General features: G+C 65.2%; 14 protein-coding genes and 1 pseudogene. 6 read left to right on the forward strand and 9 right to left on the reverse strand.

Annotated elements, in window-relative coordinates; genetic code table 11:
• Window positions 1–68: 68 nt before the first annotated feature.
• Window positions 69–956, forward strand: a complete 888-nt coding sequence (locus FJ430_RS03990) for a LysR family transcriptional regulator (protein ID WP_140658179.1) — start codon at window positions 69–71, stop codon at window positions 954–956.
• A gap of 15 nt (window positions 957–971) precedes the next feature.
• On the opposite strand, the gene FJ430_RS03995 is transcribed toward FJ430_RS03990, so the two are convergent.
• Window positions 972–1,949 (reverse strand): threonine/serine dehydratase, encoded by a 978-nt coding sequence (locus FJ430_RS03995; protein WP_140709406.1) that lies wholly within the window; start codon window positions 1,947–1,949, stop codon window positions 972–974.
• Window positions 1,950–2,253: 304 nt separating this feature from the next.
• Window positions 2,254–2,577, reverse strand: a complete 324-nt coding sequence (locus FJ430_RS04000; RefSeq protein WP_140645920.1) for a hypothetical protein — start codon at window positions 2,575–2,577, stop codon at window positions 2,254–2,256.
• 180 nt (window positions 2,578–2,757) lie between these two features.
• Between FJ430_RS04000 and mbfA the strand changes: the two genes are divergently transcribed.
• Window positions 2,758–3,741 carry an iron exporter MbfA gene (gene mbfA / locus FJ430_RS04005; RefSeq protein WP_140658185.1) on the forward strand — a complete coding sequence of 328 codons (984 nt, stop codon included), beginning with the start codon at window positions 2,758–2,760 and terminating at the stop codon, window positions 3,739–3,741.
• A 144-nt stretch (window positions 3,742–3,885) separates the two neighbouring features.
• Here the strand turns inward: mbfA and FJ430_RS04010 are convergent, their stop codons facing one another.
• Both FJ430_RS04010 and FJ430_RS04015 read right to left on the reverse strand, forming a co-directional pair.
• Entirely contained in the window at window positions 3,886–4,230 is a 345-nt protein-coding gene (locus FJ430_RS04010; RefSeq protein WP_140645922.1) for an antibiotic biosynthesis monooxygenase family protein, read from the reverse strand.
• Entirely contained in the window at window positions 4,227–4,595 is a 369-nt protein-coding gene (locus tag FJ430_RS04015) for an NIPSNAP family protein (protein WP_140709408.1), read from the reverse strand. The genes FJ430_RS04010 and FJ430_RS04015 overlap by 4 nt, the downstream gene beginning before the upstream one ends.
• A 170-nt stretch (window positions 4,596–4,765) precedes the next feature.
• Here FJ430_RS04015 and FJ430_RS04020 point away from each other — a divergent pair, with 170 nt between their 5' ends.
• Window positions 4,766–5,440 carry an ArsR/SmtB family transcription factor gene (locus FJ430_RS04020; RefSeq protein ID WP_140709410.1) on the forward strand — a complete coding sequence of 225 codons (675 nt, stop codon included), beginning with the start codon at window positions 4,766–4,768 and terminating at the stop codon, window positions 5,438–5,440.
• Window positions 5,441–5,696: 256 nt separating this feature from the next.
• On the opposite strand, the gene ligD is transcribed toward FJ430_RS04020, so the two are convergent.
• Window positions 5,697–8,198: a DNA ligase D gene (gene ligD / locus FJ430_RS04025; protein WP_140709412.1), complete on the reverse strand. Its 2,502-nt coding sequence runs from the start codon at window positions 8,196–8,198 to the stop codon at window positions 5,697–5,699.
• Between the two features lie 12 nt (window positions 8,199–8,210).
• The gene (locus FJ430_RS04030; RefSeq protein ID WP_140709414.1) at window positions 8,211–9,074 is read right to left on the reverse strand and encodes a Ku protein; all 864 of its coding nucleotides are present in this window, start codon (window positions 9,072–9,074) and stop codon (window positions 8,211–8,213) included.
• Window positions 9,075–9,440: 366 nt separating this feature from the next.
• On the opposite strand from FJ430_RS04030, the gene FJ430_RS04035 reads away from it, so the two are divergent.
• From FJ430_RS04035 to FJ430_RS04045, 3 genes and pseudogenes are all read left to right on the forward strand, one after another.
• A complete protein-coding gene (locus tag FJ430_RS04035; RefSeq protein WP_108702809.1) occupies window positions 9,441–9,587 on the forward strand; it encodes a hypothetical protein in 147 nt (48 codons plus the stop codon).
• Window positions 9,588–9,800: 213 nt separating this feature from the next.
• Window positions 9,801–10,247 (forward strand): thiol-disulfide oxidoreductase DCC family protein, encoded by a 447-nt coding sequence (locus FJ430_RS04040; RefSeq protein WP_140709416.1) that lies wholly within the window; start codon window positions 9,801–9,803, stop codon window positions 10,245–10,247.
• A 24-nt stretch (window positions 10,248–10,271) separates the two neighbouring features.
• Window positions 10,272–11,864 (forward strand): annotated as a pseudogene (locus FJ430_RS04045) (DUF4166 domain-containing protein); the annotation flags it as partial.
• A gap of 44 nt (window positions 11,865–11,908) precedes the next feature.
• Here FJ430_RS04045 and FJ430_RS04050 read toward each other — a convergent pair.
• The 3 genes from FJ430_RS04050 to FJ430_RS04060 form a co-directional block, all read right to left on the reverse strand.
• Window positions 11,909–12,286 (reverse strand): DUF1850 domain-containing protein, encoded by a 378-nt coding sequence (locus FJ430_RS04050; RefSeq protein ID WP_140709440.1) that lies wholly within the window; start codon window positions 12,284–12,286, stop codon window positions 11,909–11,911.
• On the reverse strand, window positions 12,283–14,409 hold the full coding sequence (locus FJ430_RS04055; protein WP_140709418.1) for a TRAP transporter permease: 2,127 nt from the start codon (window positions 14,407–14,409) through the stop codon (window positions 12,283–12,285). The genes FJ430_RS04050 and FJ430_RS04055 overlap by 4 nt, the downstream gene beginning before the upstream one ends.
• A 75-nt stretch (window positions 14,410–14,484) precedes the next feature.
• On the reverse strand, window positions 14,485–15,444 hold the full coding sequence (locus FJ430_RS04060) for a TAXI family TRAP transporter solute-binding subunit (protein WP_140658200.1): 960 nt from the start codon (window positions 15,442–15,444) through the stop codon (window positions 14,485–14,487).
• Window positions 15,445–15,704 lie beyond the last annotated feature (260 nt).

Genomic DNA, 15,704 nt, shown 5'->3' on the forward strand with positions numbered 1-15,704 from the left:
AAGGAGGTAAATCATGCGTCGTGCGACCGGTAGCGCCGCCGGGTTCATATGATATATACGTCTCTGGTATGAATGACCGATTTCAGCAACTGGCGATCTTTGTCCGCACCGTCGAGACGGGCAGTTTTTCCAAGGTGGCCAGGGAGTTCGGGCTGTCGCAACCTTCCGTCTCGCGGACAGTGGCCGCGCTTGAGGACCGGCTGGGCGTCAAGCTGCTTACCCGGACCACTCGCCAACTCTCGCTTACCGACGCGGGCGAGGCTCTGTTGTCTCGCGCCCGAGAAGCGCTTGCCGGGGTCGAAGAGGCGGAAAACGCCGCCCGCAGCGCCGACAGGCTGTCCGGCACACTGCGCGTGGCGCTGTCGCAAGGTTTCGGAGCGCGGCAGATAGTGCCGCGGCTGCTTGCCTTCCTCGACAACCATCCCTTGCTGAAGATCGATCTCATGATGTCCGACCGTTACGAGAACCTCATCGCGGAAGGCGCCGACATGGCGCTTCGCCTTGGCGAACAGCCGGATTCCAGCTTCGTGGCGCGCAAGCTCGCCACCGCCCGGCGGCTATTCGTCGCCTCGCCCACCTACCTCGCCCGGCGCGGTATTCCGAAGACCCTCGCCGAGCTCAGCCGGCACCATCTCATCAGCGGGCCCAGCGACATGAACGAGCAGAACTGGAACGCGCATCGGGACGGCATCGCCGAGATCCAACCCGTCAATCCCCGCGTGCGGACCCGTTCGACCGTAGGCGTCCTCGCTTGCGCGAACGCGGGCCTCGGCATCGCAATCGCCTCGACATGGATGTGCGCGGAGGAGCTTGTCTCCGGTGCACTGGTGGAACTCCTGGCAGACTACCGTCTCGACCCTGTAGCGGCTTACGTCGTATTCCCGGCTGGACGGCGCCCTTCGCAAAAGGCGCGCGCCTTCAGCGACTATCTCGAACAGGCGCTGGCGAGCGGATGAGCGCGGCGCGGCGCTTTATGCGGCGGCCATGATCCCGGCATAGGTGACGAGATCGACATTGCCGCCGGAGAGCACGACGGCAACGCATTTGCCGGCGAGGTCGATCTCGCCGGAGGAGAGCGCGGCAAACGCGACGCAGCCGCCGGGCTCGACCACCAGCTTGAGATGGGCCATGGCGTCGCGCATCGCCTGTCTGACCGCGTCTTCGGAGACGGCAATGCCGCCGGCGAGATTCCTGCGGTTGATCTCGAAGGTGATGGCGCCGGGCTCGGCGGTCAGCAGCGCATCGCAGATCGAGCTATGGCCGGGATCGTTCGCGACCCGCTCGCCCTTGGCCAGCGAGCGGCGCGTGTCGTCGAAATGCTCGGGCTCGACCGCCCAGACGGCGGTTCGCGGCGAAGCGTCCTTGACCGCGACGGAGATACCGCTCGACAGGCCGCCGCCGCCGCAAGGCACGACGACGGCGTCGAGCGCTGCGCCGAGCGCTTTCGCCTGCTTCATCAGCTCCAGGCCGATCGTGCCCTGGCCGGCAATGATGGCCGGATCGTCAAAGGGCGGCACCAGCACCATGCCCTTCTCGATATAGGGGCGGACAACGGCCATGCGGTCATCCTTGAAGCGGTCGAACGGCACCACCTCGGCGCCCATCTTGCGGACATTGCCGATCTTCATGGCCGGCGCATCGGCCGGCATGGCGATGACAGCCTTGACGCCGAACATGGCGGCGGAGGCCGCCACCCCTTGCGCATGGTTGCCGGAAGAGAAGGCCACGACACCGCGGCCGCGCTCCTCCTCGCTCAGGCTCGACAGCTTGTTGTAGGCGCCGCGGAACTTGAAGGAGCCGGTGCGCTGCAGCGTCTCGGGCTTGAACAGGATGCGGGCGCCATAGCGCTTGTTGAGCTCGGGCGACTCGATCAGCGGCGTTTCGACGGTCAAGCCGGAAAGCCGCGCCGCGGCGGCGCGGATGTCGGAGATGCCGGGGAGGGTGGTCATGGAGGGCCTCGCAGGATGAGTCCCGCCATGGTGCACGGAAATCATCCCGGCGCGCCAACGAAAAAATGTGACGGAGACAAGGTTGGTTTGGCAGTTTTGGAAGTTGGCGTTCCTTCGCGCCCCCCTCTGGCCTGCCGGCCATCTCCTCCACAAGGGGAGATCAGACGTCACGCCGGCTTTCGCCAATCTCCTAGGTCGCAAGAATGGGCGGGGCGCCGAAACAGCTAATCTTTCCCCTCGGGGGAGATGGGCGGCAAGCCAGAGGGGGCGCTGTCCCGCCGACTTTCGCCCTGTCGGCGACCGCTCATCCCAGCAGCGTCTTTGTCCTTTTGCTGCCGCCGAGCTTGCGCCAGGAGTTGAAGCGGTGGGTGGCGGCGGCGAAGGATATCTTCATCTGCTGGGAAACCGTGTAGCGCGACTTGCCTTCGTCGAACATGCGGTAGCAGCACTCGGCACCTTCCTCGGTCAGCTTGCCATCCGGCGTCTTGTTGTGCGGGTTGGCCGGGTCGAATTTTTCGAGCTGTTCTTCGACGAGGCCCTTCAGGCGCTGCAGGTCGGCCTCGATGCTGGCGATAAGATCGAGAACCGGTTTGGCATCGAATGTGTGCGGGGGCTTTTTGTTCGTCATGCCGGGGATTCCTTCAATTTCGGTGGTTGCAAGCTATATAGGCGAACATTCGGCAATAATGAAGAGTTGGGCCGGGTTCCGCTGGATCACCCATTGGCGTCGCGGCCCGTGCCGTTCGCAATTGACGTTGGGCAAGCAAGATCCTAGTTTAGAATAATTCTAAACTAGAGTGATCCCATCATGCTTTCCCGTGTTTTCGGCTTCGGCCGCCGTTCGTTCGATTCGCTGTCGGAGCAGGAGATCCTGGCGCTGGCGATCTCTTCCGAGGAGGATGACGGACGCATCTACCGCGCCTATGCCGATGGCCTGGCGCAGGACTTTCCGCAATCGGCGAAAGTGTTCGAGGCGATGGCCGAGGAAGAGGATGGTCATCGCGATTCGCTCATCGAGCTTTACCGCAAGCGCTTCGGCGAGCGCATCCCGCTGATCCGGCGCGAGCATGTGAAAGGCTATTTCGAGCGCAAGCCCGACTGGCTGGTGAAGCCGCTCGGCATCGAGCATGTGCGGCGGCAAGCCGAGGAAATGGAGCGGCAGGCCTATCGCTTCTATGTAGAGGCGGCCAAGCGCACCACCGACGCCTCGACGCGAAAGCTGCTCGACGATCTCGCCGTGGCCGAGCAGGGCCATGAGAGCTCGGCGCATGAATTGGAGCAGGAGCATGTGCCGGGCACGGTCAAGGTCGAGGAAGCGAGCGCCGAGCAGCGCCAGTTCATCCTCACCTATGTGCAGCCCGGGCTGGCCGGGCTGATGGACGGCTCGGTGTCGACGCTGGCGCCGATCTTCGCCGCGGCATTCGCCACGCACGACACCTGGCAGACGCTTCTGGTCGGCCTCGCCGCCTCGATCGGCGCCGGCATTTCGATGGGTTTCACCGAGGTCGCCTCCGACGACGGCAAGCTGTCGGGGCGCGGCTCGCCGATCAAGCGCGGGCTGACGGTTGGCCTGATGACTTCGCTGGGCGGCCTCGGCCACGCGCTGCCCTATCTGATCCCGCACTTCTGGACGGCCACCGCCGTGGCGGCGGTGGTGGTGTTCTTCGAGCTCTGGGCGATCGCTTTCGTCCAGAACCGCTACATGCAGACCCCGTTCTGGCGCGCCGCCTTCCAGGTGGTGCTGGGCGGCGCGCTGGTGTTCGGGGCGGGCGTGCTGATCGGGAACGCTTAAAGCGCGTCGCGCTGAAGTGGATCCAGGCGACGCGCTTTAAGGCTTTGTTTTCATGCATGTCGTGATCGCAAAACCGCTGCACACTTTTGCGCGACATGCATTAGGTTTTCCCTTCTCCCGCAAGGGGATAAGGGAAGGCGCGGTTCACCCATTCACCGCTCGGCTGTCCCTTGGCGCCTCCGCCCTTTCGGTCATCCCGTAGTCGCGCACGACATGGGCGATGCGCAAACGGTAGCCGGCAAAGATGCCGCCGCGCCCCGCCTTCTGCGCCTGCCGGTGCTCCTCGGTGTTGCGCCAGGCTTTCACCGCTTCCTCGTCGCGCCAGAAGGACAGCGACAGCACCCGCCTGGGATCGGCAAGGCTCTGGAAGCGCTCGACCGAGATGAAACCGTCTATGCCGTCGAGCAGGGGCTTAAGCTCCGCGGCGATGCCGAGATAGGCATCGCGCTTGCCTTCCGCCGGCTCCACTTCGAAGATGACTGCGATCATGCCTCCATCCCTTCCCTGACCGTCACATCGGTGCGAAAGACCTGCCGCGGGCCATGCGGGCCGGACACCAGCTTCAGGAAGACGCGGTCCTCCTTGAGGATGAATTTCTCGCGCCGCGCGAATTCGTAGTTTGCCTTGCCGGCCGGGTCGGCGGCAAGCCGCGCGCGATAGGCTTCATAGGCCGCGAGGCTCTCGATGTTGTAGGCGGCATAGGCCGTGGTGGCCGAGCCTTCGTGCGGGGCGTAATAGCCGATCAGGTCGGCGCCGCAACGCGGAATGGCCTGGCCCCAGGCGCGCGCATATTGCTCGAACGCCGCCTTGCCGAACGGATCGATCTCGTAGCGGATGAAGCAGGTGATGGTCATGTCGGTGTCCTCGTCGGGTTGGTTTTTCGACGACGAGGGTTCGATACCGGTCGAAACATCGCTTGCGTCATTGTGCCAGGCAGCTTCCTGTCAGGAGAGTTTGCCGCGCTGCTTGAGATGACCCCAGAATAATGCTTCCCTGACGGGAATGCTTCGATAAGGATCGAACCATGCGTGAAGGACCGGACATCGCCCGCATCGCCAGCCTGGTCGGCGATCCGGCCCGCGCCAACATGCTGAACGCGTTGATGGGCGGCACGGCGCTGACGGCGTCGGAACTGGCGCTCGAGGCCGGCGTATCGCTGCCCACCGCTTCCTCGCATCTGTCCAAGCTGATGGATGGCGGGCTGCTGACCTTGGCCAGCCAGGGGCGCCACCGCTATTACGGCCTTGCCAGCGCGCAGGTGGCCGGCATGATCGAGGCGATCATCGGCGTCGCCGAGGCGGTCGGCCCGAAGCGTGTGCGGCCCGGCCCGCGCGACGTGGCCATGCGAGTGGCGCGCGTTTGTTACGATCACCTCGCCGGCGAGCAGGCGGTAGCGATGCTCGACCGGCTCTTCGACAGGAAAGTTTTGCTGCGCGAGGACAACGAGATCAGGATCTCGTCATCCGGCGTCTCGCATTTTTCCGCGCTCGGCATCGAGACCCATGCCAAGGCGCGGCGGCCGGTGTGCCGCGCCTGCCTCGACTGGAGCGTGCGGCGCTCGCATCTCGCCGGCACGCTGGGCGCCGCCATCCTCGACAAGATCATCGCCGAGAAATGGGCCCGGCGCGAAAAGGACAGCCGCGCCGTGGTGTTCTCGCCGACGGGCAGGCAGGAATTCGAGAGGGTGTTTTTGTCTTGAAGCCCCGGTGCCGATAACTGAAAGCCTGTGCCGATAACGTGCAATGTCGGCGCGAGGCCCCCCTCTCTGCCCTGCCGGGCATCTCCCCCGCATGGGGGGAGATTGGCAGTTCTGGCCCTCCGCCATTCTCCTAACGTTGGAGATTGGCGAAAGCCGAGACGACATCCAATCTCCCCCCTTGAGGGGGAGATGTCCGGCAGGACAGAGAGGGGGGGCGAAGGATCTCGGCATAGGCTACTTTGCGTCTTGCCCGCGATCACCCCCGCTTCAGCGGCTTCCCCAGCTTGAAGAACTCCGCCCACGGATCCGCCTTCTTCAATTGCTTCAGCGTCGTCTCGTCCCCCAGCGGGAAAGCATTCGGCGCCAAGCCCTTTTCGATCTCAGGCCAGGTCACCGGCATCGACACGGTTGCGCCCTTCTTGGCGCGCGAGGAATAGGGCGCGACCGTGGTCGAGCCCCTGCCGTTGCGCAGATAGTCGACGAAGATCTTGCCGGTGCGCGCCTTCTTCGACAGCGTCGCCGTGTAGCGGTCGGGCGCGGCCTGCTCCAGCGCGCGGGCGAAATCATGGGCGAAATCCTTGACCGCGTCCCACTCCGCCGAGGGTTTCAGCGGCACCAGCACATGATAGCCCTTGCCGCCGGAGGTCTTGACCAGGTTGGGCAGCGACAGCTCGTCGAGCTGCTTGTGGATGTCGAGCGCCGCCTCGCGCACTTTGCCGACATCGACGCCTTCGTCCGGATCGAGGTCGAAGATGATCTGGTCCGGCTTCTCCAGCGCGTCGAGAGTGCAGCCCCAGATATGGACCTCGACCACGCCGTATTGGACAAGCGCGGCGAGCCCATCGAAATCCTTGATGAACAGGATCTCCTCGCCGTCAGTCGGATCCTTCATCCTGGCGATCTTGTCGCTCATGCCGGGCGAGGCGTGCTTCTGGAAGAAGCGCTGGCCGTCGATGCCGTCCGGCGCGCGCACCAGGCTCAGCGGCCGGTTGACGACGAATTGCTCCATCCGCGGCCAGACCAGCGCGTAGTGATCGAGCAGGTCCCGCTTGGACACCTTCTCGTCCGGCCATAGCAGCTTGTCGGGATGCGAGAGCTTTATCGAGGTCTTCACCGTTCCGGCCGAGGCTTTCGGCGCGGTCTTTGTACCCGGCTTCGCTCCGGTTTCGGCCTTTTTCGGCTTTTCCTGCACGACTTCCTCCGCCGGCTTGTCCTCGCGAAGCCCCTGGAACGAGGCGTGGCGGATTATACGGTCGGATGTCCAGCTGCGGAACTCCACCTCGCCGACAAGTTCCGGCTTGACGAAGGTGAGGCCCTTGCCCTTGGGCACGGCGGCCGAGAACGGCGAGCCCTTCGCCTTGAGGCCATCGAGCTTTTTCTTCAAATCAGTCATCACCTTGCCGGAAAAGCCGGTGCCGACACGGCCGGCATAGTGCAGCTTGCCGCCTTCGTTGAACCCGACCAGCAGCGAGCGCAGGCCGCGTCCGGTCTTGTCCGAGGGCAGATAGCCGCCGATGACGAATTCCTGGCGCAGCGTGCATTTGGACTTGATCCAGGAGAGCCCCCGCCCGCTGCGGTAGGGCGCGTCGGCGCGTTTCGACACGACGCCTTCCAGGCCCATGCGGCAGACATGCTGCAGCATGACCTTGCCCGGCTCGTGGAAATGGTCGCTGAAGCGTAGCCCCGAATGGTCGGGCTGGTCGCCGAGCAGTTCGGCGAGCGCCTGCTTGCGTTCGACCAAGGGTTCGCGGCGCAGGTCCTTGCCGTCGAGCCGCATCAGGTCGAAGACATAGTAGACGAAGCGGTCGGCGCGTCGCGCCGACAGATCCGCCTGCAGCAAGGGGAAGGACGACACGCCGCTGTCGGCCAACACCACGATCTCGCCGTCGATGATGGCGTCGCGGCATTTCAGCCCCGCCAGTGCACCTGTGACCGGACCGTCGAACTTTTCCGTCCAGTCGAGGCCGGCGCGGGTGAGCAGCCTGACCTCGCTGCCGGCGATCTGCGCCTGCATGCGGTAACCGTCGAATTTCACCTCGTGCAGCCAGTCTTCGCCGGCGGGCGCATCCCTTTCCAGCGTCGCCAGCTGCGGCTCGATGAAGTCGAGACGCTTGCCAGGCCCGGCCTTGGTCTTGGAGGCAGCCGGCCTGTTGGATTGCCAGACTTTCGGCTTCTCGCCCCTGGCGGCCTTGCCTTCGCCCACCTCCTCGATGGTCAGGCCCGACTTCACCGATTTCGGTTCTTCCTCGAGAACATCCTCGCCGGGCCGGGCGGCGGCATCGTCGGATTTGATCAGCAGCCAGTTATCGCGCTTCTCGCCTGGGCGGGGCCGCAGCCTGACCAGATGCCAGCGTCCGTTGAGCTTGTGGCCCTCGAGCTCGAAGTCGATATGGCCCTTCTTCATGCCCTTGGCCGGATCGCCATCCGGCATCCACTTGCCTTCGTCCCAGACGATGACCGAACCGCCGCCATATTGGCCCTTCGGAATGGTGCCTTCGAAGGACGCGTAGTCGATCGGATGATCCTCGACATGCACGGCCAGCCGCTTCTCATGCGGATCGAGGCTCGGGCCGCGCGTCACCGCCCAGCTCCACAGCACGCCGTCATGCTCCAGCCGGAAATCATAGTGGAGCCGCGTCGCGGCATGCTTCTGGACGACGAAGATGCCTCCGCCTTGCTTTTGCCTGCCGACCTTGCCGGCCGGCTCGGCGGTCTTCCTGAAGTCGCGCTTGGCGTGATATTGCTCGAGGCCGGCCATGCCGCCATCCTCCTATGCGGATTTGCGTTTTGGCGCGGACGCTTTGGCTTTCGGCCGCCGCGCCGAAGTCTTTGAAGACTTGCCCGCTTTGCCGCCGCCTTCCGTGTTGAGGCTCTTCTTCAACGCATCGAACAGGTTGACCACATTGGACGGCTTCGGCGGCGCCTTGGCCTTGGGGGCCTTCTTGCCCGCCTTCTTGGCGCGGATCAGCTCGAGCAGCGCATCCTCGTAGCGGTCGTCGAATTTCGACGGATCGAACTTCGTCTTCTTGCCGTCGATGATGTGCTGGGCGAGGTCGATCATTTCCTTGTCGGTCTTCGCCGCCGCGATGTCCTCGAACACCGTCGCCGGTCGGCGCACCGTGTCGTCATAGCGCAAGGTGGTCAGCACCATGCCCTTGCCGAGCGGCTCGATTACCACCGGGCGCTCTCGCTGATAAAGCACGATGCGCGCCAGGCCAGCCATCTTCCGGGCCGCCATGGCGTCCCGGATGACGGCAAAGGCTTCTTCCGAGACCTTGTCGGCCGGTGAGACATAATAGGGCGTGTCGAGGTAGATCTGCTCGATCGAGGATTTCTCGACGAAGCCGTCGAGGCTCATCGTGTGCGAGGATTCGATCTGCACCGCCTCGATCTCGTCCTCCTCGATATGGACGAAATCGCCGTCGCTCACCTCATAGCCCTTGATCTCGTCGCCCTCTTCAAGCGGCTTGCCGGTCCCGGCATCGACATAGATGCGTTTGACGGTGTTGCCGGTCTTGCGGTTGAGGATGCGGAAAGAGACTTTCTCGGCATGGGTCACGACGTTGGTCAGCTCGATGGCGCAGGTGACCAGCGACAGTTTGAGATAGCCCTTCCAGGCCGGGCGTGGCGCCATGGCGAAACTCCTGCGGCGAACTTCTGCGATGCAACTTTACCGCAACGGGCGGAGGCTTGCTCGGGTTCCGAGAGGGAACCTGGCCGGTGCCGCTTTGCGGCAAGCAATGATATTTCCCGGCGCCACCCGAACGTGAAACAGAAGCGCGCGCAAGCGACATCGGAACGAAACATATGTGATGCAAAAGTCACACGGCCTGGAAAGGCGACGAAAGGCACCGAAAGACCGCGAATCAGCCGCAATCCAGCCACGATGCAACGTGTTTCGGACCAGAAATTAACATCACGTTCACCGACTATTCACGCCTCGACGCTATGCTCTCGAACAATTCGGACGGACATCCGAAAGCGGGACAGGGACAGTAAAATGAACTTCTGGAACCACATCGCCGGCTACGCCGCCGCCATTCGCGAATTCGTCGCGCCGACCTATCGGCCGGAGCGCTATTACATGCGCGGCCCGGGCCCTGCCTGCGCGCGCCGCGGCAATTCGCTGGGCGTCAGCGCGAACTGATCATGACCCGCGAACGCGCCCACCACAGTCGCATCTGCCGGCCGGCCGCCGACCAGCGCACCACCACCTATCGCGCCGAACGCCTTGCGCTCGCCGCCACATGGCGTGCGACAACGCCGCGACTTTGACGCCGCCGCCGGCTGGCTTAGTGTCTCCCCTGGCTTAGTGCCCCCTTAGTATAGCGTAAGGGGGTCACAAGCAGCCGAGGCCGCCATGACCGACCTGCCCGAACGTCCCACCTTCCCGCGCCAGGCCTATGACGCCAGCCAGCCGCTGATCGTCTTCGACGGCGTCTGCGTGTTCTGCTCGGGCTTCGCCCAGCTCATCCTCAAGCTCGACCGGAAAAAACGCTTCCGCTTTGCCACGGCGCAATCGCCGCTCGGCGAGGCGCTGTTTCGCCAGCACGGCCTGCCGACCGACGACTATGACAGCAACCTCGCCATCATCGACGGCGCGGCCTTTACGAAGCTCGACAGTTTCGTCGCGGTCATGGCCGCGCTTGGCTGGCCATGGCGCATTGCGAAGACGCTGCTCATCCTGCCGCGGCCGCTGCGCGACTGGCTCTACGACCGCGTCGCCAAGAACCGCTACGCGCTGTTCGGCCGCAAGGACAGTTGCGACATTCCTTCGGCCGAGTTGCGGGAGCGGTTGATCGGCTGACGGCGATTGGCTTGGGGGCATGGTATGAAGCTTCTCATCGTCGGCGGCTACGGCACCTTCGGCGGACGCATCGTCCAACTCCTGGAGGACGAGCCTCGCCTCGAGCTGATCATCGCCGGCCGGTCGCTCGCCAAGGCCGAGGCGTATTGCAAAGAGCGAGGCCCGACCAAGGCGAGACTGGTGCCGGCGACGTTCGACCGCGACGGCGAGCTTGGCGCGCAACTCGCCGGCATGCTGCCCGACATCGTCGTCGACGCCAGCGGTCCGTTCCAGGCCTATGGCGAGGGGCGCTACCGGCTGACCGAGGCTTGCATCGCCGCGCGCATCCACTATCTCGACCTCGCCGACGGTTCGGACTTCGTCGCCGGGGTATCCGCTTTCGACACGGCAGCCAGGGCGGCCGGCGTCGTCGTGCTGTCCGGCGCATCGAGCTTCCCGGTGCTGACGGCCGCCGTGGTGCGGCGTCTTTCGACCGGCATGGCCCGCGTCGACACTATCCGTGGCGGCATCGCGCCGTCGCCTTTCGCCGGCGTCGGCGAGAACGTCATCCGCGCCATCGCGAGCTATGCCGGCCGGGCGGTGCGGCTGCAGCGCGGCGGCAGGCCGGCCGAGGGTTACCCGCTCACGGAGCAGATGCGGTACACGATCGCGCCGCCCGGGCGCGTGCCGGTGAGGAACACCTTGTTCTCGCTGGTCGACGTGCCGGACCTGCGCGCGCTGCAAGCGCTGTGGCCGGAAGCGAGCACGATCTGGATGGGCGCCGGGCCGGTGCCCGAGGTGCTGCACCGCGCGCTGATCGGCTTGGCCTGGATGGTCCGCGCCGGCCTGGCGCGATCGCTGTCGCCGCTGGCGCCGCTGATGCGCTGGGCGACCAACCGGCTGTCATGGGGTGAGCATCGCGGCGGCATGTTCGTCGAGGTCGACTGCGTGGATGCAGAGGGCAGACCAAGCAAACGGTCCTGGCACCTGTTGGCCGAAGGCGATGACGGCCCGCTGATCCCGTCCATGGCGGTCGAGGCGATCGTCCGCAAGGCGCTCGACGGCCGCATGCCAGCACCAGGCGCCCGGGCGGCGGTGCGCGACGTCGAGCTCGCGGACTATGAAGCGCTGTTTGCCGGCAAGACGATCCACACCGGCTTCAGGGACGACACCGACAAGGGCAAGGCTCTCTATCCCGACCTGCTCGGCGATGCGTGGAAAAGCCTTCCCGCTGAAATCCGCGCCATGCATGAGGGAGCGGCTATGGCGGAAGGAAGTGCGAGCGTGGAGCGCGGCGGCGGTATTCTTAGCCGGCTTGCCGCGCGCATGGCCGGCTTCCCGCCTGCCGCAGCCGATGTCCCCGTCAAGGTGCGTTTCGTTACCGACGGGCAAGGCGAGACCTGGACGCGGACTTTCGGAACTCACGGTTTTTCGAGCCGGCAATTTGCCGGACGTGGCCGCTCGGAGCGGCTGCTTTGCGAGCGCTTCGGCCCCCTCACCTTCGCCATGGCGCTGGTGGCCGGCGAGGACCGCCTGTCGCTCGTGCTGCGGCGCTGGAGCTTTCTCGGCCTGCCATTGCCGATGTGGCTTTGCCCGCGGTCGAACGCGTACGAAACCGTCGAGGACGGCCGCTTCCGCTTCCATGTCGGGATATCGCACCCGGTCGTCGGGCTGATCGTGCGCTACCGTGGCTGGCTCGAGCCGGCGCACGGTTCGAGCACGGTGGGTTCGCCGGCTATCTCGCCCAGTTCCCGGCAGCCGGCGGCCGTGCACAGCGTCCAGCCTTCCCCGGTGGCGCCGGATGCCGCGAGCACCAGGCGCGGCTGGGGTCCGATCCGTGGCGCATAGACCCACCAGCCGCTCCGCAATGCCGAGTCCTCCGGCGGCTCCATGCCGGCGCCGGAGCCCTTGACCCGCGCCTCAACGACCCGCAGCCCGGCCGACGTCACCGTCCAGTCCTCCTGCCAGCGCGTCCGCTCCACCGAATGCGTCCAGGACAGCGTGAAGGCGGCGACGGCGAGCGCCACCGTCTTGCCGGCGGCGAGGACACACAGGCTCATGCGGTGCCGGCCGTGGACAGCCGGCGGGCGCGCCAGCAGTGCCAGCCGATCCACGCCAGCGCCAGCACCCAGCCGGTCTCGTCGGTGAGCGGCAATGCGGCCATCAGGAGCAGGCCGGCGCAGAACGCGACGAGACGCTCCCACCAAGCTATGCGGCGGGCGAGGAAGCCGACGGCGGCGGCGCCCCAGAGCACGATGCCCATGCAGGCCTTGACGACGATGTAGGCGACCTCGACGGGATAGCCGAACGAAGCCGCGATCGGGCCCGCGTCCTGCAGCATCAGCGCCGGCGTGTAGACAGCCATGAACGGCACGACGAAGCCGGCGATGGCGAGCTTGGTCGCCTGGATGCCGATCTTGAGGCCGCTTTCCTTGGCCATGGGTGCTGCGGCAAAGGCGGCCAGCGCCACCGGCGGGGTGAGATCCGCCATGATGCCGAAATAGAAGACGAACATGTGGCTGACCACCAGCGGCACGCCGAGCGACAGCAGCGCCGGGCCGGCGAGCGAGGAGGTGATGATGTAATTGGGGATGGTCGGAATGCCCATGCCGAGAACCAGGCAGGTGAGCATGGTCAACACCAGCGACAGGAACAGATTGTTCTCGCCGATGGAGATGATCCAGCCGATGAAGGTGGAAGCGATGCCAGTGAGCGTCAGCGTGCCGATGACGATGCCGACGATGGCGCAGGCGATGCCGACGGGCAGGGCGTTCTTCGCTCCTTCGGCAAGCGAGTCGACGCAAATGCACAGCGTCTCGCGCCCGCCTCTGAAGGCGAAGCAGGCGATGACGAGCGCCGCGATGACGAGGCTGAGCACATTGACGCCGAAGCGCATGAAAGACGCCGCGGCGAGCCCGAGCGCCAGCCAGAAGACGAAGCGGAAGGCGAGCGGCCCGATCAAGGCTGCCAGCGGCGTGCCGAGGATGAGCACGATGGTCAGCGCGAGCCCCATCGTGCCGGCGAAGATCGGCGTGTAGCCGGCAAACAGCAGATAGACCAGCACGGCGAGCGGCAGCACCAGCGGCCAGTGCTTCCTGACCGCTTCCCACGGATTGGGCAATTCCGCCTTGGCCATGCCGTGCAGGCCGGCCTTGCCGGCCTCCAGATGCACCTGCCAGAAGCAGGCGCCGAAATAGAGCAGCGCCGGGATGACCGCCGCCTTGACCACCTCGGCGTAAGGGATGTTCAGCGTCTCGGCCATGATGAAGGCGACGGCTCCCATCACCGGCGGCATGATCTGGCCGCCCATCGAGGAGGTCGCCTCGACCGCGCCGGCAAAGGCGGAGCGGAAGCCGAAGCGCTTCATCAGCGGGATGGTGAACTGGCCGCTGGCGACGACATTGGCGACGCCCGAACCGGAGATGGTGCCCATCAGCGCGGAGGACAGCACGCAGACCTGGGCCGGGCCGCCGCGCCACGAGCCGACGAGGCCGAGCGCGAAGTCGTTGAACAGCGCGATCATGCCGGCCCGTTCGAGGAAGGCGGCAAAGACGACGAAGATGAAAATGTAGGCGGCCGAGACATAGACCGGCGTTCCGTATATGCCTTCGGTGCCATAGGCGAAGGTGTCGACCAGCTGCGCGAAATCATAGCCGCGATGGATGAAGGGCGGCGGCAGGTGGTTGCCGACGAAGCAATAGGCGAGGAAGATGAAGGCGATGACGGCCAGCGGCAGGCCCATCAGCCTCCTGGCGGCTTCGAAGACGAGCACCACAAGCAACGTGCCGACGATCAGGTCCGGCGTGGTGAGGAAGCCGGAGCGGCGGATGAGGTCGGCGTAGAAGACCCAGTTGTAGAGGCCGGTGCCGAAGCCGAGCAGGCCGAGAACCCAGAAGCCCGCCTTCGCCGCGGTGCTCCTGGCGCGCAGGTTGGCGATCAGGCCGAAACCGAGCAGCAGCAGGAAGCCGACATGCATGGCCCGCACCACCTGGCTGGGCAAGCTGCCATAGGCGGCGATGTAGATCTGGAAGACGGAAAAAGCGACCGCAATCAGGAAGGCCGCCTTGCCGGCGAGGCCTTCGCCAAAACCGGGCGGCAGGCCTTCGACCTGTTCTTCGGCGACCGGGAGATGGAAAGTGGGCGGGCTGCCGTCGGCTGCCGTTCCAGACGCTGGATCGCTCATCCCATGCGCTCCAGGATGAGCATTGGAAGAGAGGGGGCGCTTGGTGAAGACATGTCGGATTGCCGCGCGGCCCCCCTACTTCAGCAATCCTTTTTCCCTGTAATATTTCTCCGCGCCGGGATGCAGCGCCACAGGCATACCGTCCAGCGCCTTGGCCGGATCGATCGCCTTGGCGGCGGCATGCGCGGCAGCCAGCTGGTCGAGATGTTCGAACAGCAGCTTGGTCATCTGGTAGGCGGTCTCGTCGGAGACGTCGGCGCGGGTAATGAGGAAATTGCCGACCGCGGCGGTCGCGACATCTTCCGTCTGGCCCTCATAGGTGCCTTTCGGGATAACCACGGAAAGATAGGGCGCCCCGATCTTGGCGACGTCCTCGGCCGGCACGGCGACGACGTTGATGGGAAGCGAGGTCGCGAGATCGCGGATGGAGGCGACGCCGAGGCCGGCCGACTGCAAGGTGGCGTCGAGCTGGCGGTTCTTGATCAGCTCGACCGACTCGGCGAAGGGCAGATATTCGACCCGCCCGAGATCCTCGTATTTGAGACCGGCGGCGGCGAAGATGGCGCGCGCGTTGAGCTCGGTGCCGGAGGCAGGCGCGCCGACCGACAGGCTCTTGCCCTTGAGGTCGGCGAGCGTCTTGATGCCGGATTCCTGGCTGGCGACGATCTGGATGTAATTGGGATAGATCGCGGCAATGCCGCGCAGCTTGTCGAGCTTGCCCGGGAAGCCGGCCTCGGTGTTGCCTTCGGCGGCCATCTTGACGGAATCGCCGAGCGCAAAGGCGATCTCGCCCTTGCCCTGCTGCAGCAGGTTGAGATTCTCGACCGATGCCTTGGTCGCCTGAACCTGGGTGCGCGCGCCCTCGATGCCCTTGCCGTAAATCTCCGACAGGGCAACCCCGAGCGGATAGTAGACGCCCGACGTTCCGCCGGTGAGCACATTGATGAATTCCTGCGCCCCGGCCGTCGCGACACCGAGACCAAGCGACAGCGCCAGCGCGCCGGCGGCAACAAATTTCGTCCTGAAATCGAGCATATGGTTTCCTCCTCCTGAAACGGCCGCGTCGCCTCCCCGGCGCGAAGCTCGTGAGTTTAAACGGGAGGAGCCAAATGCCAACCCGCAATTGCAGACCTTTCTGCTTGACCATGATCTTTTCCAAAAACCGGAATCCACTTTTCGGGATCATGGTCTGGACGAACGGTTGAGTGGCGGCGAAAAGCGCCGGCTTGCGCTCGCTTGCTTTGGGGACGAAAAGATTTTCGAGGCGCCTGTCGAAATCGGCCGCGGCCGCACGA

The organism is Mesorhizobium sp. B2-8-5 (assembly GCF_006440675.2).
In the GTDB taxonomy this organism is placed as follows: Bacteria; Pseudomonadota; Alphaproteobacteria; order Rhizobiales; family Rhizobiaceae; genus Mesorhizobium.

Bases quoted from the DNA above. Each gene is read 5' to 3' on its own strand.
- FJ430_RS04055 (WP_140709418.1), bottom strand. From the start codon at position 14,409: ATGAGCGATCCAGCGTCTGGAACGGCAGCCGACGGCAGCCCGCCCACT.
- FJ430_RS03990 (WP_140658179.1), top strand. From the start codon at position 69: ATGAATGACCGATTTCAGCAACTGGCGATCTTTGTCCGCACCGTCGAG.
- FJ430_RS04030 (WP_140709414.1), bottom strand. From the start codon at position 9,074: ATGGCGCCACGCCCGGCCTGGAAGGGCTATCTCAAACTGTCGCTGGTC.
- FJ430_RS04050 (WP_140709440.1), bottom strand. From the start codon at position 12,286: ATGAGCCTGTGTGTCCTCGCCGCCGGCAAGACGGTGGCGCTCGCCGTC.
- mbfA (WP_140658185.1), top strand. From the start codon at position 2,758: ATGCTTTCCCGTGTTTTCGGCTTCGGCCGCCGTTCGTTCGATTCGCTG.
- FJ430_RS04035 (WP_108702809.1), top strand. From the start codon at position 9,441: ATGAACTTCTGGAACCACATCGCCGGCTACGCCGCCGCCATTCGCGAA.
- FJ430_RS04000 (WP_140645920.1), bottom strand. From the start codon at position 2,577: ATGACGAACAAAAAGCCCCCGCACACATTCGATGCCAAACCGGTTCTC.
- FJ430_RS03995 (WP_140709406.1), bottom strand. From the start codon at position 1,949: ATGACCACCCTCCCCGGCATCTCCGACATCCGCGCCGCCGCGGCGCGG.
- FJ430_RS04060 (WP_140658200.1), bottom strand. From the start codon at position 15,444: ATGCTCGATTTCAGGACGAAATTTGTTGCCGCCGGCGCGCTGGCGCTG.
- FJ430_RS04020 (WP_140709410.1), top strand. From the start codon at position 4,766: ATGCGTGAAGGACCGGACATCGCCCGCATCGCCAGCCTGGTCGGCGAT.
- ligD (WP_140709412.1), bottom strand. From the start codon at position 8,198: ATGGCCGGCCTCGAGCAATATCACGCCAAGCGCGACTTCAGGAAGACC.
- FJ430_RS04010 (WP_140645922.1), bottom strand. From the start codon at position 4,230: ATGATCGCAGTCATCTTCGAAGTGGAGCCGGCGGAAGGCAAGCGCGAT.
- FJ430_RS04040 (WP_140709416.1), top strand. From the start codon at position 9,801: ATGACCGACCTGCCCGAACGTCCCACCTTCCCGCGCCAGGCCTATGAC.
- FJ430_RS04015 (WP_140709408.1), bottom strand. From the start codon at position 4,595: ATGACCATCACCTGCTTCATCCGCTACGAGATCGATCCGTTCGGCAAG.